General features: G+C 71.0%; 14 protein-coding genes. 8 read left to right on the plus strand and 6 right to left on the minus strand.

The features are described from left to right. The first annotated feature begins 103 nt into the window (after positions 1-103). Both Ade02nite_RS26040 and Ade02nite_RS26045 read left to right on the plus strand, forming a co-directional pair. Entirely contained in the window at positions 104-1,651 is a 1,548-nt protein-coding gene (locus Ade02nite_RS26040) for a CBM96 family carbohydrate-binding protein (protein ID WP_203769183.1), read from the plus strand. 80 nt (positions 1,652-1,731) lie between these two features. Continuing rightward, positions 1,732-3,999 carry a putative bifunctional diguanylate cyclase/phosphodiesterase gene (locus tag Ade02nite_RS26045; protein WP_203769185.1) on the plus strand — a complete coding sequence of 756 codons (2,268 nt, stop codon included), beginning with the start codon at positions 1,732-1,734 and terminating at the stop codon, positions 3,997-3,999. Between the two features lie 143 nt (positions 4,000-4,142). Here Ade02nite_RS26045 and Ade02nite_RS26050 read toward each other — a convergent pair whose 3' ends face one another. Beyond that, complete coding sequence (locus Ade02nite_RS26050; RefSeq protein WP_239169057.1) at positions 4,143-6,089, minus strand: glycosyltransferase family 39 protein; 1,947 nt, start codon at positions 6,087-6,089, stop codon at positions 4,143-4,145. Positions 6,090-6,242: 153 nt separating this feature from the next. Here Ade02nite_RS26050 and pgi point away from each other — a divergent pair, with 153 nt between their 5' ends. The 3 genes from pgi to Ade02nite_RS26065 all read left to right on the plus strand — a co-directional run bounded on the left by pgi (position 6,243) and on the right by Ade02nite_RS26065 (position 10,440). Next, positions 6,243-7,874 (plus strand): glucose-6-phosphate isomerase, encoded by a 1,632-nt coding sequence (gene pgi / locus Ade02nite_RS26055; protein ID WP_203769187.1) that lies wholly within the window; start codon positions 6,243-6,245, stop codon positions 7,872-7,874. 36 nt (positions 7,875-7,910) lie between these two features. After that, positions 7,911-9,017: a winged helix DNA-binding domain-containing protein gene (locus Ade02nite_RS26060; protein ID WP_203769189.1), complete on the plus strand. Its 1,107-nt coding sequence runs from the start codon at positions 7,911-7,913 to the stop codon at positions 9,015-9,017. Between the two features lie 64 nt (positions 9,018-9,081). After that, positions 9,082-10,440, plus strand: a complete 1,359-nt coding sequence (locus tag Ade02nite_RS26065; protein ID WP_203769191.1) for a carbohydrate-binding protein — start codon at positions 9,082-9,084, stop codon at positions 10,438-10,440. Here Ade02nite_RS26065 and Ade02nite_RS26070 read toward each other — a convergent pair. Then, complete coding sequence (locus Ade02nite_RS26070) at positions 10,418-11,365, minus strand: FAD-dependent oxidoreductase (RefSeq protein WP_203769198.1); 948 nt, start codon at positions 11,363-11,365, stop codon at positions 10,418-10,420. The two genes, Ade02nite_RS26065 and Ade02nite_RS26070, sit on opposite strands and share 23 nt — an antisense overlap. 138 nt (positions 11,366-11,503) lie before the next feature. On the opposite strand from Ade02nite_RS26070, the gene Ade02nite_RS26075 reads away from it, so the two are divergent. Together Ade02nite_RS26075 and Ade02nite_RS26080 are read left to right on the plus strand one after the other, a co-directional pair. Next, positions 11,504-12,607, plus strand: a complete 1,104-nt coding sequence (locus tag Ade02nite_RS26075; protein ID WP_203769205.1) for an LLM class flavin-dependent oxidoreductase — start codon at positions 11,504-11,506, stop codon at positions 12,605-12,607. After that, the gene (locus Ade02nite_RS26080) at positions 12,604-13,209 is read left to right on the plus strand and encodes an FMN reductase (protein WP_203769207.1); all 606 of its coding nucleotides are present in this window, start codon (positions 12,604-12,606) and stop codon (positions 13,207-13,209) included. Before Ade02nite_RS26075 ends, Ade02nite_RS26080 begins: the two co-directional genes overlap by 4 nt. 45 nt (positions 13,210-13,254) lie before the next feature. Here the strand turns inward: Ade02nite_RS26080 and Ade02nite_RS26085 are convergent, their stop codons facing one another. The 4 genes from Ade02nite_RS26085 to Ade02nite_RS26100 form a co-directional block, all read right to left on the minus strand. Then, positions 13,255-13,722 (minus strand): MaoC family dehydratase, encoded by a 468-nt coding sequence (locus tag Ade02nite_RS26085; RefSeq protein WP_203769209.1) that lies wholly within the window; start codon positions 13,720-13,722, stop codon positions 13,255-13,257. Positions 13,723-13,812: 90 nt separating this feature from the next. After that, entirely contained in the window at positions 13,813-15,618 is a 1,806-nt protein-coding gene (locus Ade02nite_RS26090) for a LamG-like jellyroll fold domain-containing protein (protein ID WP_203769211.1), read from the minus strand. 54 nt (positions 15,619-15,672) lie between these two features. Next, positions 15,673-16,236: a histidine phosphatase family protein gene (locus tag Ade02nite_RS26095; protein ID WP_203769213.1), complete on the minus strand. Its 564-nt coding sequence runs from the start codon at positions 16,234-16,236 to the stop codon at positions 15,673-15,675. A 156-nt stretch (positions 16,237-16,392) separates the two neighbouring features. After that, positions 16,393-16,800 (minus strand): ankyrin repeat domain-containing protein, encoded by a 408-nt coding sequence (locus tag Ade02nite_RS26100; RefSeq protein ID WP_203769215.1) that lies wholly within the window; start codon positions 16,798-16,800, stop codon positions 16,393-16,395. 90 nt (positions 16,801-16,890) lie between these two features. Here Ade02nite_RS26100 and Ade02nite_RS26105 point away from each other — a divergent pair, with 90 nt between their 5' ends. Next, positions 16,891-17,511, plus strand: a complete 621-nt coding sequence (locus Ade02nite_RS26105) for a hypothetical protein (RefSeq protein ID WP_239169058.1) — start codon at positions 16,891-16,893, stop codon at positions 17,509-17,511. The last annotated feature ends 4 nt before the right edge of the window (positions 17,512-17,515 follow it).

Here is a 17,515-nt window from a genome sequence, read left to right on the forward strand (position 1 = left end):
TGACCGCACCGGCACGGGCACCCGCCGCGCACCGCCGGCCCCGGAATCTCTTTCGCATGCCCGGCCACAACGGTGCCGGACACAGCGGGGGGATGTTCTCAAGTTGCGTCGTTCGAAGCTGCACAGGTACACGGTCCTGACCGCCGCCCTCGCGGGCGTGAGCGTCACCGCTCTCACCGCGACCACGGCCGGCGCCGCGACCACGGCCGGCGCCAGCAAGACGATCAAGCTGGCGGCCGGTGACGACACGTACGTCTCCAGCACGCGCACCGGCGCCGTCTTCGGCACCGAGGCGAAGCTGGTCACGGGCAAGCTCGGCACCGAGGTGAAGACCTCGTTCCTCAAGTTCGCCGTGCCGGCCGGCACCAAGGTGGCGTCCGCCCGCCTGACCCTCACGGCGCAGGCGAAGGCCACCGGCCAGCTCAGCGTCCGCAAGGTGCAGGACACCTCGTGGGCCGAGGGCAAGCTCACCGGCGCGAAGACGCCCGCGCTGGGCTCGGTGCTCGCCACCGTCACCCCGTACGCGGGCAGCTTCTCGATCGACCTCGGGAAGTCGGTCACCGGCGGGGGCACGTACGCCTTCGCCCTGACCTCCACCGCCGCGGCCATGCGCTTCAACTCCGCCGAGGCCAAGACCGGCGCCCCGGTCCTCGAGGTCACCACCGAGGGCGACGCGTCGCCGCCCGTGACGCCGGCGCCGGTGAAGCCGGCCGGCACCTGCACCACCGGCGACAAGCTCGTCCCGACCTGCGGCGTCCTCTGGGGCGCGGCGGCCGGCGGCTTCACCGACGCCCCCCGCGACCAGGCGCTGAAGGACTGGGAGAAGCTCAGCGGCCGCACGTCGACGATCTTCCACACGTACCACAAGGGCGACGAGGTCTTCCCGACCAAGGCCGAGATCGCGATGACCGCGGACGCCGCGAACCCGCGCGTGCTGCTCACCAACTGGAAGATCGCGTACGGCTCGACCTGGGCGAAGGTCGCCAAGGGCGAGCAGGACAAGCGCATCGACGCGTTCGCCGCGCGCGCGAAGGCGTACGGCAAGAAGTTCTTCCTCGCCATCAACCACGAGCCGGAGAACGACGTCGTGGCCAAGGCCGGCTCGGGCTTCGAGGCGAAGGACTTCGCCGCGATGTACCGCCACACCATCGAGCGGCTGCGCGCCAAGGGCGTCACCAACGTGGTCAACGTGATGGCGTACATGGGCAATGAGAAGTGGATGGCGCAGAGCTGGTGGAAGGACCTGTGGCCCGGTGACGACATCGTCGACTGGATGGGTCTCGACTCGTACGTGAGCGCCGAGAAGGGCTACTACCACTACGGCAACTTCGCCTCGCTGCTCGACCGCGCGCCGACCGGCGGCGGCCAGGGCTTCTACGACTGGGCGACCACCAAGCACGCCGCGAAGCCGATCATGGTGGCCGAGTGGGGCGCGTACCACCGCGTGGGCAAGGTGGCCGACAAGTCGCCGGTCTACCAGAACGTCCTGCCGGAGCTGGCCAAGCGGCCGAACATCAAGGCCATCGTCTACTTCGACACCGCGAAGGACGACGAGGGCGACCGTGACATCAGCATCAACAGCTCGGCGGCGTCGCTCGCGTCGTTCAAGAAGCTCGCCGCGGACCCGATCTTCAAGGTGAAGCTGGGCTGATCCAGATGGGGGCGCGCCTTCGCCGAAGGCGCGCCCCCGAATGTCTCAACTGTCCGGCCGCGGGCCCGATCATCTCCCACATGGGCGTCGTCAGCACCGCACCCGCGCTCGCGGCCCGCCGGTCGGCGCTGGCCCGGCTCCGCGGCCTCGTGGACGCGCTGCTCATCGTGACGTCGCTGGTGGTGCTCTGCTGGAACCTCGTGGTCCAGCCGGCCCAGGCCGCCGACCCTCTCGTCTCGCTCGCCCGCCCGGTCGCCGACGTGCTGCTCGCCTCCGTCGCCCTGATCGCGCTCGGCCGCTGCCGCCGCGGCTCGTCCGCCGTGGGCGTGCTCGCTCTGACCTCCGCGGGCGCGCTGCTCGTGGCGAGCGCTGACGCGATCGCCTACCAGCGGGGCGCCGACGGTCCCGGCTGGATCCCCCTCGGCGCGGCTCTGCTGATCGTGCTCGCCGGCGCCTACGGTGCGCGGGGCCCGGCCGGTGTCCCCGCGGGCCGGCTCGACATCGAGCTGCTGCTCCCGTACGGCGTCGTGGTCCTGACCTTGCTCGCCGGTCTTTTCTGGATCTCGTCCGGTGGCGCGCCCACCGCGTTCGGGACCTGGTGCCGGTTCCTCACGATCCTGCTGATCGTGGCGCGCGAGGGCATCCTGCTCGCCGACAACCGGCGGCTCGCCCGCGGCCTCGAGGACCGCGTCGCCGCGCGGACGGCCGAGCGCCAGGTGCGCGAGCAGCGGTTCCGCGCCCTCGTCGAGCAGAGCTCCGACTCGCTGGCCATCCTCGAGGCCGATTCGACGGTACGTTTCCAGAGCTCCTCGATCGAGCGGATCTTCGGATACCGCGCCGCCGACCTCACCGGCATGCGGCTCATCGACACGGCCGGCCACCGCGCGGGCGTCGTCATCGCCGCGAAGATCGGCGAGGTGCTCGGAACGGCGGGCGCGACCACCACGTTCGAGGTCACGCTGCGCCACGCGGACGGCGTCCACCGCCTCGCCGAGATGACGATCACCAACCTGCTCGGTGACCCGTACGTCCGGGGACTGGTCTCCAACACCCGCGACATCAGCGAGGCGACGGACCTCCAGGACCAGCTGCGCCACGAGGCGTACCACGACGCGCTGACCGGCCTGGCGAACCGCGCGCTCTTCCGCGAGCACCTGGCCGCCGCGATGGCGCGCGGCGACGTGGCGATCCTCTTCCTCGACCTCGACGGCTTCAAGGAGATCAACGACAGCCTCGGCCACGCCGCCGGCGACGCGCTGCTCGTGCAGGTCGCCGACCGGCTGCGCGCCGCCGGCCCGGACCTGGTGGCCCGCCTCGGCGGCGACGAGTTCGCGCTGATCACCTCGACGGCGAGCGCCGCCGGCACCGCCGCCCGCATCCTCGCCGAGCTGGCCGTCCCGTTCACCGTCGACGGCCGCGGCCTGCACGCCGGCGCCGGCATCGGCATCGCCACGTCGGCCGACGCGACCGACATCGAGCAGTTGCAGCGCAACGCCGACCTGGCCATGTACAAGTCGAAGGACGCCGGCGGCGGCATCGTCACGGCCTATCACCCGAGCATGCACGACGCGCTCGTGCAGCGCGTCTCGCTCGCCGGCGACCTGCGCGCCGCCCTCCTCGCCGACCAGCTGGTCCTGCACTACCAGCCCACGGCCGACCTGCGCACCGGCGAGATCGTCGGCTTCGAGGCCCTGGTCCGCTGGCACCACCCGACCCGCGGCATGGTGTCCCCGGCCGACTTCATCGGCCTCGCCGAGTCGACCGGCCTGATCGTCCCGCTCGGCCGCTGGGTGCTCACCGAGGCCTGCCGCCAGGCCGTCGCCTGGGGCGGCGCGTACAAAATGGCCGTGAACGTCTCGGTCCGCCAGTTCGAGGCGGGCGACCTGGCCGCCACGGTGGCCGCGGTGCTGGCCGAAACGGGCATGCCGCCCGGCAAGCTCGTCCTGGAGATGACCGAGAGTGTCCTGCTCACCGACACCGACGAGAATCTCGAGCGGATCGTCGCCCTGAAATCGCTGGGCGTCCTGCTGGCCATGGACGACTTCGGCACCGGCTATTCGTCGCTGGCCTATCTGCGCCGCTTCCCCATGGACGTGCTCAAGATCGACCGCTCCTTCGTCGAACGGTTGGGCGGCGACCCGTCCGATGTGGCGCTGGTCCGCACGATCATCCGGCTGGGTGCGCGCTTCGGGATGCGCACGGTGGCCGAGGGCATCGAGGACGCCGAGCAGCTGGCGATTCTGCGGGACATGGGCTGCGATTTCGGGCAGGGGTACTTCTTGTCGCGGCCGGTGGCGGCGGCGGACGTCACCGAGATGCTGGTCGGAAGTTTCAGGCTAGCCTCCTAGGACGGCCAGGGCCTTGTGATCGAGTGGGTGCCGGCAGGCGCGGCGGAGCCCCGCGTCCGGCGGGACGCGGGGCTCCTTCTCTGCTTCCGGGGCCGTTGGCGGGGGGAGGCTTCCGGCCCGGGAAGCAGGCCGTCTCGGGGCGGTCAGCTGGTGGCGGTCTGGGTGAGGTCGTAGACCGTGGTGTTGCCGACCGTGGTGGCGGTGTAGTGCTCGGCGACCCAAGTGGCGATCTTGCCGGCCTCGGTGGTGGTGCCGCCCATGCCGCCGCCTCCGCCCATGCCGCCGCCGGAGAGGTAGTAGTGGATCTGGCCGGCGGCCACGTAGGCCTGGAACTCCTCGAGGGTGGGGGAGGCGTCGCTGCCGTTCCAGCCGCCCAGGGCGATCACCGAGGTGCCGGTGGCGAGCTCCAGGTCGGCGGCGGAGGTGGCGCCGCTGACGGCTGCGCTCCACTTCGTGGTGCCGGCCTCCAGCAGGGCGTTGAGCTCGGTGTTGTTGCTGGTGCCGCCGCCCATGCCGCCTCCGCCCGGGCCGCCGCCGGTCGGGCCGCCGCCGGTCGAGGACGAGCCGTCGGAACCCGGTGCGCCTCCCTGCGTACCCCTGCCGAAGCCGCCACCGCCCATGCCGCCGGCCGACGACGGGCCGGACGTGGGGATGGAGCCCGTGTGGGCGACCGTGACGGTCGCGGCGGCGTAAGCGGCGCCGCCGGCGCCCGCCGAGAGGATGGCGGCGACCAGGGCCACCACGCCGAAGCGGCGCAGGCGGGCGGCCGGGACCAGCAGGGCCAGGGCGAAGACCGCGCCGAGCGCGAGCGAGGCCCAGCGCAGCACCGGCAGCCAGTCGGCCCGGCCGAGCAGGACCCAGCCCCAGACCGCGGTGGCCAGGACCATCGCCGCCAGCATGATGCGGCCCCAGAGGCGGCCGCGGTAGAGCCACAGCACCCGTCCGCCGATGCCGGCCAGCGCGGCGATGCCGGGCGCCAGGGCGACCGTGTAGTACGGGTGGATGGTGCCGCTCATGTACGAGAACGTGAGGCCGGTGACCAGCACCCAGCCACCCCAGAGCACCATCGCGGCGCGGGCCCGGTCGGTGCGCGGGGCCGTCCAGGTGGCCGCCAGCACGGTCACCAGGGCGATCAGCGCGGCGGGGAGCAGCCACGAGATCTCCAGGCCCATCGACTCGCCGAAGAGGCGGCCGATGCCGGTGGCGCCGCCGAAGCCGATGTTGCCGCCACCGCCTCCTCCGCCGCCGTTGCCGGAGCCGCCCAGGATGCGGCCGAGGCCGTTGTAGCCGAGCGCCAGCTCCCACAGCGAGTTGTTCGTCGACCCGGCGATGTACGGGCGGGACGACGCCGGCCACAGCTCGACCAGCAGGACGTACCAGCCGGCCGAGACGATCAGCGCGAGGCCGCCGAGGAGCAGGTCCCGGATGCGCTTGCCGAGGCCCGTCGGCGCGGCGATCAGATAGGCCAGCGCGAACGCCGGCAGCACCAGGAAGGCCTGCATCATCTTGGTCAGGAAGCCGAAGCCGAGCAGGACGCCGGTGAGCGCCAGCCACTTCCACGACGCCTTCTCCACAGCCCGGACCGTGGTGTACGCCCCGGCCGTCATCAGCAGCACCAGCAGCGCGTCGGGGTTGTCGTACCGGAACATCAGCACCGCGACGGGGGTGAGCGCGAGCGCGGCGCCCGCCGTGAGACCCGCGGCCGTGCCGAACCAGCGCTTCACGGCGGCGTACAGGAACCAGACGCTCGCCACGCCCATGAGCGCCTGCGGAGCCAGGATGGCCCAGCTGTTGACGCCGAAGATCCGCGCGGACAGGCCCATCACCCACATCGCGGCGGGTGGCTTGTCGACGGTGATGGCGTTGCCCGCGTCGAGCGAGCCGAAGAGCCACGCCTTCCAGCTCTGCGCGCCGGCCTGCGCCGCGGCCGCGTAGAAGCTGTTGCCCCACCCCGAGGCGCTGAGGTCCCACAGATAGAGGACGGCGGTGCCGGCGAGCAGCACCAGGATCGGCCATCGGCGGTCTCTGGTCGGGGCCGGCGCCTCGTGCCGGGGCGCGGCCGCCGCTGGGCGTTCCATCAAGGTCGTCATGGCACCCACCCTCGGCGGTGGTGCCGTGCCCGCTCTGTGGCCGGCCTGTGCGCGGTCTATGAGGTAGTGATCTCCACTTCCTCGCCGGTGTACGGCGTCAGTTCGTGCCAGGATGAGAGCGAGAGTCCGGGTTTCGAGCGAGAGACAAGGTCAATGAGCGAACACGTTTCCGACAGCGCCGAGTGGCAGGCGCTGCAGGGCCACGCGGAGAAGTTCTCGGCGGTGCACCTGCGCGACCTGTTCGGCAGCGACTCGAGGCGCGGCGAGCGCTTCACCGCGACGGTGGCCGACCTGACCGTCGACTACAGCAAGAACCTGGTCACCGACGAGGTGCTTTCGTCGCTGTTCGCGCTCGCCGAGAAGGCGAAGCTGCGCGAGCGCATCGCGGCGATGTTCGCCGGCGAGCACATCAACGTCACCGAGGACCGCGCCGTGCTGCACACGGCGCTGCGGCTTCCGCGTACGGCCTCCCTGGTGGTCGACGGCCAGGACGTGGTGGCCGAGGTGCACGAGGTGCTCGACCGCATGGGCGCGTTCAGCGACAAGGTGCGGTCGGGGGAGTGGACCGGGCACACCGGCCGGCGCATCAAGACGGTGGTGAACATCGGCATCGGCGGCTCCGACCTGGGGCCCGTCATGGCGTACGAGGCGCTGAAGGCGTACAAGACGCCCGAGATCGAGTGCCGGTTCATCTCCAACATCGACCCCACCGATCTGTACGAGAAGACGCACGACCTCGACCCGGCGACCACCCTGTTCGTCGTCGTCTCCAAGACCTTCGGTACGCAGGAGACGCTCACCAACGCGACCGAGGCGCGCAACTGGCTGCTCAAGGGGCTGGGTGGCGACAACTCGGCGGTCGCCAAGCACTTCGTGGCGGTCAGCACGAACGCCCAGCGCGTCTCCGACTTCGGCATCGACACCGCCAACATGTTCGGCTTCTGGGACTGGGTGGGCGGCCGCTACTCGCTGCCCTCGGCGGTCGGCCTCTCCGTCATGATCGCGATCGGCAAGGAGCAGTTCGCCGACATGCTGGGCGGCTACCACGCCGTCGACGAGCACTTCCGCACCCAGCCGCTGGAGAGCAACGTGCCGGCGCTGCTCGGCCTGCTCAACGTCTGGTACGACACGTTCCTCGGCGCCCAGTCGCACGCGATCCTGCCGTACTCGCAATATCTGCACCGCTTCGCCGCCTACCTGCAGCAGTTGACGATGGAGAGCAACGGCAAGTCGGTGCGCCTGGACGGCAGCCCGGCGACCTTCCAGACCGGCGAGGTCTTCTGGGGCGAGCCCGGCACGAACGGGCAGCACGCGTTCTACCAGCTGATCCACCAGGGCACCAAGCTGATCCCGGCCGACTTCATCGGCTTCAGCCGGCCCAACCACGACATCGGCGAGATGCACGATCTCTTCATGTCCAACTTCTTCGCCCAGACCGGTGCGCTGGCCTTCGGGCGCACGCTCGACCAGGTGCTGGCCGAGGGCACGTCCGAGCGGATCGCGCCGCACCGGGTGATGCAGGGCAACCACCCGACGACGACGATCGTGGCGCCGAAGCTCACGCCGGCGGTGCTGGGGCAGCTGATCGCCCTGTACGAGCACATCACCTTCACCCAGGGCACCATCTGGCAGATCAACTCGTTCGACCAGTGGGGCGTCGAGCTCGGCAAGGTCATGGCCAACCAGCTCGCCCCGAAGCTGACCGCCTCGTCCGCGCCGGCCGCCGACGACGACTCGTCGACGAACAACCTGATCAAGCTGTACCGCGCGGGCCGCGGCCGCTGACGCTTTTTGTCATACCCCGGGCCTAGGGTCGTCGTCATGGATGGGACGACTGCCCTAGGCCTTCGCATGGCGGCGCTGTTTCCCTCGGCGAGCTCGGTCGCCGAGGTGGTGCAGTGGTTCGGCGCGATGCAGGCGCAAGACGTCAACAGCGGGCTGTGGTCGTTCGGGGTGCGATTGCCGGGCTTCTCGCTCGCCGATGTCGAGGCGGCCGTCGAGCGGCGCGAGGCCGTGCGCACGTGGCCGATGCGCGGCACGGTGCATTTCGTGCCGCCCGAGGACGCCCACTGGATGCTCGAGCTGATGGGCAGCCGCTCCCTCGCCGGCGCGGCGAAAAGGCGCGAGTCACTGGGCCTGTCCGAGGCCGACGCCGATCGCGCGGTCGACATCCTCGGCTCGGCGCTGGCCGGCGGCGGCCGGCTCACCCGGGCCGAGTGCCTGGCGACGCTGGCGGCCCAGGGCGTCGAGACCGGTGGTCAGCGGGGCTATCACCTTCTTTGGTACGCCTCGCAGCGCGGCGTGACGGTGATCGGCCCGCACATCGGCAAGGAGCAGAGCTTCGTGCTGCTCGACGAGTGGGTGCCGAAACCCCGCCGCCCGTCGCGCGAGGAGGCGCTGGCCCTCATCGCGCTGCGCTACTTCCGCAGCCACGGCCCGGCCACCCGCAAGGACTTCGCCGGCTGGACGGGCTTGACCATGGCCGACTGCAAGCTCGGCATCGCCGGGGCGGGCCTTCAGACGGTGGACGTCGACGGGGTGGAGATGATCGTCGCCCCGGACCCGGGCGCGCCGACCCCCTCCGCGCCGGCCTCGCCCGCTCCCACCCGCTCCGCGCCGGATATGTCCGGCTGGATGGCGCTGCCGGGCTTCGACGAATACCTGCTGGGCTACAAGGACCGCTCTCTCATGGCCACATCGGAGCAGCTCGCGGCGATCATTCCGGGTGGGAACGGCGTCTTTCAGTCCACTCTCGTCCGCGACGGCCGTGTCATGGCGACCTGGAAACGAAGCATCACCGCCAAGGGTGTGACGGTCACGGTCAATCCATTGAGGCCCTTCACTGACAAAGATCGCCGGGCGGCCGACGACGCTCTCGCGGTCTACGCCTCCTACCTCGGCCTGCCGCTCACTGTTAAGAACCCTTGATATTTACGAAGGTGAACTCCATGATGTGGGTGTCGCACGTCACGCACGCATCGAGGGAGTCGCCATGGGTGTCCGTCGTCTTGTGTTAGCGCTGGTCACCGGGGCGGCGGTGGCGGCCGGCTCCGCTCTGCTGGTCGCCCCGCCGGGCGCGGCGGCCGTCGCGTGCTCGTCGGTGACGTGGAGCGAGGGGCCGACGTACACGGTGGGGCAGCAGGTCACGTACCAGGCCCATCTTTATCAGGCGCTCGTCACCCACACCGCCTATGCGGGCACCGGCTGGAACCCGGCCGCGACCCCGACCCTGTGGCGTGACCTCGGCGCGTGCACGGGCGGCCCGGCCACCCCGCCCACCACCACTCCACCCACGACAACGCCGCCGACGACCACCCCGCCCACCACGACGCCGCCCACCACGACGCCGCCCACGACGACACCGCCCACGACGACGCCGCCGACCACGACGCCGCCCGTGGGCTGTGCTGTCCGGGGCCGCCCGGCCGGCAAGGTGCTCCAGGGGTACTGGGAGAACTGGGACGGCGCCGCCAACGGCGTGCACCCTGGGATGGGCTGGGTCCCGATCAACGACGGCCGCATCACGCAGCACGGGTACAACGTGCTGATGGCCGCCTTCCCGGTGATCCGCTCGGACGGCACGGTGCTGTGGGAGAACGGCATGGACGCCGGCGTGAGGGTGCCGACCGCCGCCGAGATCTGCGCCGCGAAGGCCGCCGGCGCCACCGTCCTCATGTCGATCGGCGGCGCCGCGGCCGGCATCGACCTGAGCTCCAGCGCCGTCGCCGACCGCTTCGTCACCACCATCGTGCCGATCCTCAAGCAGTACAACTTCGACGGCATCGACATCGACATCGAGACCGGCCTCACCGGCAGCGGCGCCATCAACACCCTGTCGACCTCGCAGGCCAACCTGATCCGCATCATCGACGGCGTGCTCGCCCAGATGCCGTCCAACTTCGGCCTCACCATGGCCCCCGAGACCGCCTACGTCACCGGCGGCAGCGTCACCTACGGGTCGATCTGGGGCTCGTACCTGCCGATCATCAAGAAGTACTTGGACAACGGCCGCCTGTGGTGGCTCAACATGCAGTACTACAACGGTTCCATGTACGGCTGCTCCGGCGACTCGTACGCCGCCGGCACCGTGCAGGGCTTCACCGTGCAGACCCAGTGCCTCAACAACGGCCTCACCATCCAGGGCACCACCATCCGCATCCCGTACGACAAGCAGGTGCCCGGTCTCCCCGCCCAGCCCGGCGCGGGCGGCGGCTACATGACCCCGTCGCTGGTCGCCCAGGCCTACAACAGCGTCCCCGGCATCAAGGGCCTGATGACCTGGTCCATCAACTGGGACGGCTCGAAGGGCTGGACCTTCGCCGACAACGTCAGGGCCTTGCAGGGCCGCTGAGCAACCCCGAGACGATCTCCGCGACGTCGCCGGCGCAGCCCCACGAGGTGCTGACGCCGGCGCCGCCGTGACCGTAGTTGTGGATCAGGTGCCGGCCGTCGCCGAGGTCCTCGTGCTCCAGGCGCACCGTCGGCCGCATCGGCCTCAGCCCGACCCGATGCTCGATCACCTCGGCGTCCGCGACCGCCGGGTGCACGGCGGCGCAGCGCTCGACGATGCGGGCCGCGACGGCCGGGTCCGGGTCGAGCCGCTCGTCGTCGAAAAACGCGCACCCGCCGAGCAGCAGCACCGGGCCCTGCGGGATCAGATAGGTCATCTCCTCGACGAAGTCGGTGTACTCCAGGAAGAACGTGTCCAGTCCCGGGTTGCGGACCGCCACCAGCTGCCCCCGGCACGCCCGCATCGAGGGGTCGGGCCCCAGCTCCCGCGCGCCCAGCCCGGTGCAGTTGACGACGATCGGCGCCTCCGCGAAGGCGTCCGCCAGCCGCTCGACGCGCCCGGGGATCACCTCGCCCGCGAACTGCCCGGCCAGCCACGCCAGATGCACCGGCATGTCGGTGACCGGCGCCTCGTACCGCCAGCCGGTCACGAATCCGGGCGGCAGCTCGGCCGCGCCGACCGTCGCCGTCGCCCAGTCCGGAACGGCCACGGGCGTCCGCGAGGCTTCCACGCCCGGCGTCACGCGAACCCCTGTCGCCGGGTCCTCGGCGAGACGCGACTGGATCGCGAAGCCCGTCGCGGTCCAGCGCCGCACGTCCGGATGCTCGGCCAGCTCCGCTCCCCAGATCGCGCCGGCCGCCGCCGAGGTGGTGTCCCGCTGGACGGTGTCCGCCCGGATCCGCACCCGCAGTCCTTGCTCGGCGAGGCGGAGGGCGGTGGTCAGGCCGACGACGCCGGCGCCGATCACGAGTACGTCGGGTTTCATGCCGCCACCGTAACCGGATCGAACTGTGACCCCCGCCGCAGCGCAGGTTCTTTGATTTTGAAATAGTTGAGGCAGCAAAGAGGTTGAGGGTGTCAGTGAACGGGGCGCACGAGCCCCGGCCCGGAGAGGGAGCACGTCATGCAGTTCGGAATCTTCAGCGTCAGCGACATCACGACGGACCCGACGACGGGCGTGACCCCGACCGAGGCCGAGCGGATCCAGAACATCGTCACGATCGCCAAGCACGCGGAGGAGGTCGGTCTCGACGTCTTCGCGCTCGGTGAGCACCACAACGAGCCGTTCTTCTCCTCCTCGCCGACCACCACGCTGGCGTACATCGCCGCGCAGACCAGCACGCTTCAGCTGTCGACCGCGACCACGCTGATCACGACCAACGACCCGGTCAAGATCGCCGAGGACTTCGCGATGCTCCAGCACCTCGCCGGCGGGCGGGTCGACCTCATGATGGGCCGCGGCAACACCGGGCCGGTCTACCCCTGGTTCGGCAAGGACATCCGCGCCGGCATCCCCCTCGCGATCGAGAACTACGCGCTGCTGCACCAGCTGTGGCGCGAGCACGTGGTCAACTGGCAGGGCAAGTTCCGGACGCCGCTGCAGAGCTTCACCAGCACGCCGCGCCCGCTCGACGGCGTCCCGCCGTTCGTGTGGCACGGCTCGATCCGCAGCCCCGAGATCGCCGAGCAGGCCGCGTACTACGGTGACGGCTTCTTCGCCAACCACATCTTCTGGCCCAAGGAGCACACCCAGCGCATGGTCGGCCTCTACCGCGAGCGCTTCGCCCACTACGGCCACGGCGACCCCGACCAGGCGATCGTCGGCCTCGGCGGCCAGGTGTTCATGCGCAAGAACAGCCAGGACGCGGTCAAGGAGTTCCGCCCGTACTTCGACAACGCCCCCGTCTACGGCCACGGCCCGTCGCTGGAGGACTTCACCCGCGAGACCCCGCTGACCGTCGGCAGCCCGCAGCAGGTCATCGACCGCACGCTCGGCTTCCGCGACTACGTCGGCGACTACCAGCGCCAGCTGTTCCTCATGGACCACGCCGGCCTGCCGCTCAAGACGGTGCTCGAGCAGCTCGACATCCTCGGCTCCGAGGTCGTGCCGGTGCTGCGCAAGGAGTTCGCCGCCCTCAAGCCGGCCCACGTGCCGGACGCACCCACCCACGCGTCGCTGCTGGCCGCCAAGCAGGCCGACGAGCAGAAGGAAGAGGCCACCGCATGAAGCAGCGCACCCTGGTCGTCGTCTCGGCCGGCCTGAGCCAGCCGTCGTCGACCCGCCTGCTCGCCGACCAGCTTTCCGCGGCGGCCGTCACCGCCGCCGCGGGCAGCGGCATCGAGCTCACCGTCCGCGTCGTCGAGCTGCGCGACCTCGCCCACGACATCGCGAACCACCTGCTCACCGGCTTCCCGCCGGCGGACCTCAAGGACGCGCTCGACGCGGTCGCCGGTGCCGACGCCCTGATCGCCGTCACGCCGATCTTCACCGCCAGCTACAGCGGCCTGTTCAAGTCGTTCTTCGACGTCCTCGACAAGGACGCCCTGACCGACAAGCCCGTCGTGATCGCCGCGACCGCCGGCACGGCCCGCCACTCGCTGGCCCTCGAGCACGCCCTGCGCCCGATGTTCGCCTACCTGCACGCCGTGGTCGTCCCGACCGCCGTCTTCGCCGCCAGCGACGACTGGGGCGCCGACTCGGCCGACGGCACGCTCGCCGCCCGCATCACCCGCGCCGCGTCCGAGCTGGCCCGCGAGCTTGACCACCGCGAGCCGGCCACCGTCGCCGACCCGTTCGCCCTGACGGTCGACTTCAAAGACCTTCTCTGAGCCGTACGGGATGAGCCCCGCGCCCAGGCGCGGGGCCGCCTCCCGTCAGAGCTTGAGCACGTACCGGTGCTCGCCCGACAGCACCAGCTCGCCGCGCTGGTTGTGCACGGCAGCCCGGGCGGTCACCACACCCGTGCCGTCGCCCGGCTCCAACCCGATGATCGTCAGGCTCGGGTAGAGCGTGTCCCCGGCGTGCACCTCCCGGTGGAACTCGGCCGACAGCCCCGCGAACGCCACGAACACGTCCCCGATGTACTGCGGGAACAGGGTTGCCCCCGGCGCCGTGAACGCCAGCACCTGAAGCCCGTGCACCACCGGCGCCGCGTGGCCGTGCGCCCGCGCGTACACCTGGTCGTAGTGAATCGGATGGTTGTCCGCGGAAACCGTCTGGAACGCGGCGGCGTGCGCGTCGGTCACGGTTCGGCTCGGCGCATTGAACACCTCACCGACCCGCAGGTCCGCGAACCTGCGCGCGGGAACGACGGTGTGCGTACCAGGATCAAAAGCAGCCATGCCCCGAGCGTGCCCACCCGCGCCGCCCCCGCCGTCCGTCATGTGACTGCCGGCGGTGGCGGGCGAGAGCGATCCTGAGGCGGAGCTGCCTCAGATGAAGTGGCCGCCGGGAAGGAACTGGGCCGGCTTGAGCGGCCGGCCGGTGATGCGGACGTCGCCGATCCAGCCGTAGAAGCCCTGCTCGTACTTCAGGTTGTACGAGGTCGCGCCGATCACGAACGGGCGGCCCAGGGTGGCGATGCCGTGTGCCGGCTGGGTGGGGTTGCGGGCGATCTTCGAGCCGTTCACGTAGATGATCGAGCGGCGGCCGTCGTTGACGATGGCGACGTGCTGCCAGACGCCGGTGGGCAGGGCGTGGCTCCACGACGTGGGGTTGTGGTCGCCGTCCTCGGTGTAGAGCACGTACTGCAGGAACCGCTCGCCCGACAGGTTCAGGCTGCACGTGGGCTCGAGCTCGTCATAGCCGCTCTTCTTGCCGGCGTCGACGGCGCGGCCCTCCCAGCTGAGGATGCCCATCCAGCTGTGGTCGCCGACGAACGGCTCGGGCAGCTTGATGAACGCCTCGATCGTGTAGCCGTCGAGGAACTTCGCGCTGTTCAGCGGCGCGTTGTCGCCGGTGTGCAGGATCGCGCCGCGGTTGGGGTTCTTGCCGCCGTCGAAGTAGAGGCTGGCGTGCGCGGGCGCGCCGATGTGGTGCTCGTCCGAGAGGGACACGTTGCCGTTGGCGAGCCTGCGTACGGTCAAGTGGTTGCCCTTGCCGCTCAGGTCCCGCACCACCGCGCCGTCGGCCACCGACTGGCCGGCGGTGTCGAACCGCCAGTAGGCGGCGGTGTGCCGGTCCACCACCTGGGCGGCCGGGCGCGGCGCGGGAAGGGCGGGCGGCGCGAAGCCGGCGAAGCGCTCGTCGAAGTCGATGTCGAGGCTGAACCGGTCGACGTCGCCGGTCAGCTCGATGGTCTCGGCCTCCAGCGGCGTGCGCGGCGAGCGCGACAGGAACCACGGCGAGAAGGTCTCCACGTCGATCCGGTTGCGCACCAGGTCGAAGTGGTAGAGCCGGATCATCGCGGCGCCGCCGTAGTAGCGGTCCTGGTAGTTCGTGATGTGCACGTGCACGTCGTGCCCGGCGTCGTTCCTCAGGACGGTGCGGCCGGGCGGCCAGTAGTGCCCGTTCAGGGTCAGGAAGATCTGGTCGTTGCCCTTGATGAGCTTGTCCCAGAGCCGCTGCCCGTTGCCGGAGAGGTAGGCGGTGCCGGCGTCGTCGGCGTAGGCGAGGTCGTGCGTGGTGACGATCGCGGGCGTACGCGAATGCGCCTTGAGAATGCCGTTGGCCCAGGTGAGGCCGCCGTCGGAGATGCGCCAGTCGAGGGCGAGAATCAGCCACTGGCGGCCGCCGGCCTCGATCAGGTGCGCGCTGTTGTAGCCGTCGGCCGAGGCGCCGAGGAAGGTCGGCCGGCCCCGGAAGCGCGCGGGCCCGAAGGTGGAGAGGTACGCCGTGCTGCCGCGCTGGTCGTTCGTCGAGCCGTTGACGTCGTGGTTGCCGGCGAGAACGCTGTACGGCAACCGCCCGTCGATCTTGCGGAAGGTCTCGCCGGCGAGCTTGATCTCGGCCTCGGTGCCGTGCTCGGTGACGTCGCCCAGGTGCGTCAGGAAGGCGATGTTGTCCTCGGCGCGCTGCTCCAGCAGGTAGGAGAACGTCTCGCGCAGCGGCGCGGGGTCGGCGCTGTCGGCGTCGAACAGGTACTGGGTGTCGGGCAGGACCGCGAGGGCGAACCGGGGGCTGTCCTCGTCGAACTTCCCGCCCTTCGCCGCCGGGGACCCGGCCTGGGCCGGGGCGGCGGCGATGAGGGACACGGCGGGCGCGGCGGCGGCCGCGCGCAGGAGATCACGTCGTTGCACAGCCGTCAATATGGCGGCCGAAAACTACACTGCGGCAAACGAGAGACGAGATCTTCAGGCGTTCCACGCGTCGATCGCGGGCCTGCCGTGCTCGAACGAGAGGGTGGACAGCGTCGCCGTGCCGAGCTTGAGGCGCCCACCGAACTCCGCCGGCTGCTCCACCCAGCGCGCGCCCACCACGCGCAGCGCGTGCCCGTGCCCGAGCAGCGCCACGTCACCCTGGTCGAGGAAGGTGCGCGCGTGCGCCAGCACCCGGTCGATCCGCTCGGCGATCTGCTCCGGCGACTCACCGTCCGGCGCGCCGTCGGTGAACAGCCACCAGCCCGGGTCGGTCTCGTGGATCTGCGGCGTGGTGATGCCCTCGTACTTGCCGTAGTTCCACTCGGCCAGGTCCTCGGTCGTCTCGGTCACCGTGAGCCCGGCCAGCTCGGCGGTCCGCAGCGCCCGCTTGCGCGGACTCGAGATCACCGCGGCGAACGTACGCCCCTTGAGGCGCTCACCGGCCGCACGCGCCTGCCGCTCGCCCTCCTCGGTCAGTTCGAGATCGGTGTACGACGTGTGCCTGCCGTTCGCACTCCACTCGGTCTGCCCGTGCCGGATGAGCACGATCTCGCCCATGATGTGACTCCTTAGTCGCCCGCGTTCTTTGTACCCCGCGAAACCACCGGCTAAGGCCCGGTCTTCCTATCCCGGAGGTGCCATCCACCACAACAAGATCAGCGGCCACTCCGGCCCGCCGCGCACTGCGACCCTTTGATGGCGACTGTCCTGTGCTCACCCTCGCCGCGGCGATCGGGCGGCGCGCAGCAGGGCGAGGGTTTCGTGGTGGCCGCCGGCGTCGGCCCATTCCAGCGCGGTGTGGCCACGGCCGCCGTCCTCGCGCTGGTGAGGGTCGGCGCCGGCGGCCAGCAGGGCCTCGACGGCGGCGGTGTGGCCCCAGCAGGCGGCGGCACACAACGGCAGGCCCTCCTCGCCCGTGCCGCTCTCGGTGGCGGGGTCGGCGCCGGCGGCGGTCAGGGCGCGGATGGTGTCCGGCCTGCCCTGCACGCTCGCGCGGTACAGGGGTGTGGTGCCCTCGGGGTCGGGGCTGTTCGGGTCGGCGCCGGCCCGCAGCAGCTCCGCGACCCGGGCGGCGGTGCCCCAGCCGGCGGCCTCGACCAGGGCTTGCTGGAGATCGCTCATGCGGGCCATTGTCGGCAGTCACATGATGGAGCGCGAGCGCGGTCGTTCCGCCCGGTGCCGGATCGCCGCCGAGGGCTGTTCAATACGACGGTGATCATCGCCAAGGCTGTGTTCGAAGTGGAACCGTGGGACGGGCCGGCGGTGCCGTGGGCGGCGCGCGCCGACCCGTGGTCCTGGGTGGCCCTGGACGCGGCGTGCACCGACGGGCAGATCGGGCTGTTCCTCGCCGTACTGGCGTCTCGCTTCGACGTATCGCCGCAGGACGGGCCGGCGCGGATCGCGGACGCGCTCGTGGCCGAGGAGATGCTGCTCGTCAACGGCGGCCTGCGGGTGGCGGACACCGCCACGGGCAGCGTCGTGGTGCCGGGCTGCTGCGCGGGGTTGGAGAGCTGGCACGAGTGGGCGGACCTCGCGGCGGGCCGCGCGGTGTGGCTCGGGCACGACCCGGAGCCGACCGTCGAGGCGATCGGCGACGATCTGCGGATCTGGCAGAACAGGGGGAGCGGCGATCACGTCGACATTCCGCGCGCCGTCCTGCCGTCTCTGCTGCTCGGCGTGCGGCGTGACCTGGTGGGCTTTCTCGGCGCGCTCGCCCTGTGGGGCGTGCGGGCCGGGCTCGGCGAGCGGACGGCCGCGCTGGTGGAGGCGGTCGGTGCCATGTTGCTTCCCGTGGACGTCAGGGATAGCCTGACGTCGTCAGGGCGAGCCTGACGAC

The sequence above is a fragment of the Paractinoplanes deccanensis genome, assembly GCF_016862115.1.
Lineage (GTDB): Bacteria > Actinomycetota > Actinomycetes > Mycobacteriales > Micromonosporaceae > Actinoplanes > Actinoplanes deccanensis.

Excerpts from the sequence above, each read along its gene's own strand:
- Ade02nite_RS26045 (WP_203769185.1), top strand. The coding sequence starts at position 1,732 with ATGGGCGTCGTCAGCACCGCACCCGCGCTCGCGGCCCGCCGGTCGGCG.
- Ade02nite_RS26050 (WP_239169057.1), bottom strand. The coding sequence starts at position 6,089 with ATGACGACCTTGATGGAACGCCCAGCGGCGGCCGCGCCCCGGCACGAG.
- pgi (WP_203769187.1), top strand. The coding sequence starts at position 6,243 with ATGAGCGAACACGTTTCCGACAGCGCCGAGTGGCAGGCGCTGCAGGGC.
- Ade02nite_RS26060 (WP_203769189.1), top strand. The coding sequence starts at position 7,911 with ATGGATGGGACGACTGCCCTAGGCCTTCGCATGGCGGCGCTGTTTCCC.
- Ade02nite_RS26065 (WP_203769191.1), top strand. The coding sequence starts at position 9,082 with ATGGGTGTCCGTCGTCTTGTGTTAGCGCTGGTCACCGGGGCGGCGGTG.
- Ade02nite_RS26070 (WP_203769198.1), bottom strand. The coding sequence starts at position 11,365 with ATGAAACCCGACGTACTCGTGATCGGCGCCGGCGTCGTCGGCCTGACC.
- Ade02nite_RS26075 (WP_203769205.1), top strand. The coding sequence starts at position 11,504 with ATGCAGTTCGGAATCTTCAGCGTCAGCGACATCACGACGGACCCGACG.
- Ade02nite_RS26080 (WP_203769207.1), top strand. The coding sequence starts at position 12,604 with ATGAAGCAGCGCACCCTGGTCGTCGTCTCGGCCGGCCTGAGCCAGCCG.
- Ade02nite_RS26085 (WP_203769209.1), bottom strand. The coding sequence starts at position 13,722 with ATGGCTGCTTTTGATCCTGGTACGCACACCGTCGTTCCCGCGCGCAGG.
- Ade02nite_RS26095 (WP_203769213.1), bottom strand. The coding sequence starts at position 16,236 with ATGGGCGAGATCGTGCTCATCCGGCACGGGCAGACCGAGTGGAGTGCG.
- Ade02nite_RS26100 (WP_203769215.1), bottom strand. The coding sequence starts at position 16,800 with ATGAGCGATCTCCAGCAAGCCCTGGTCGAGGCCGCCGGCTGGGGCACC.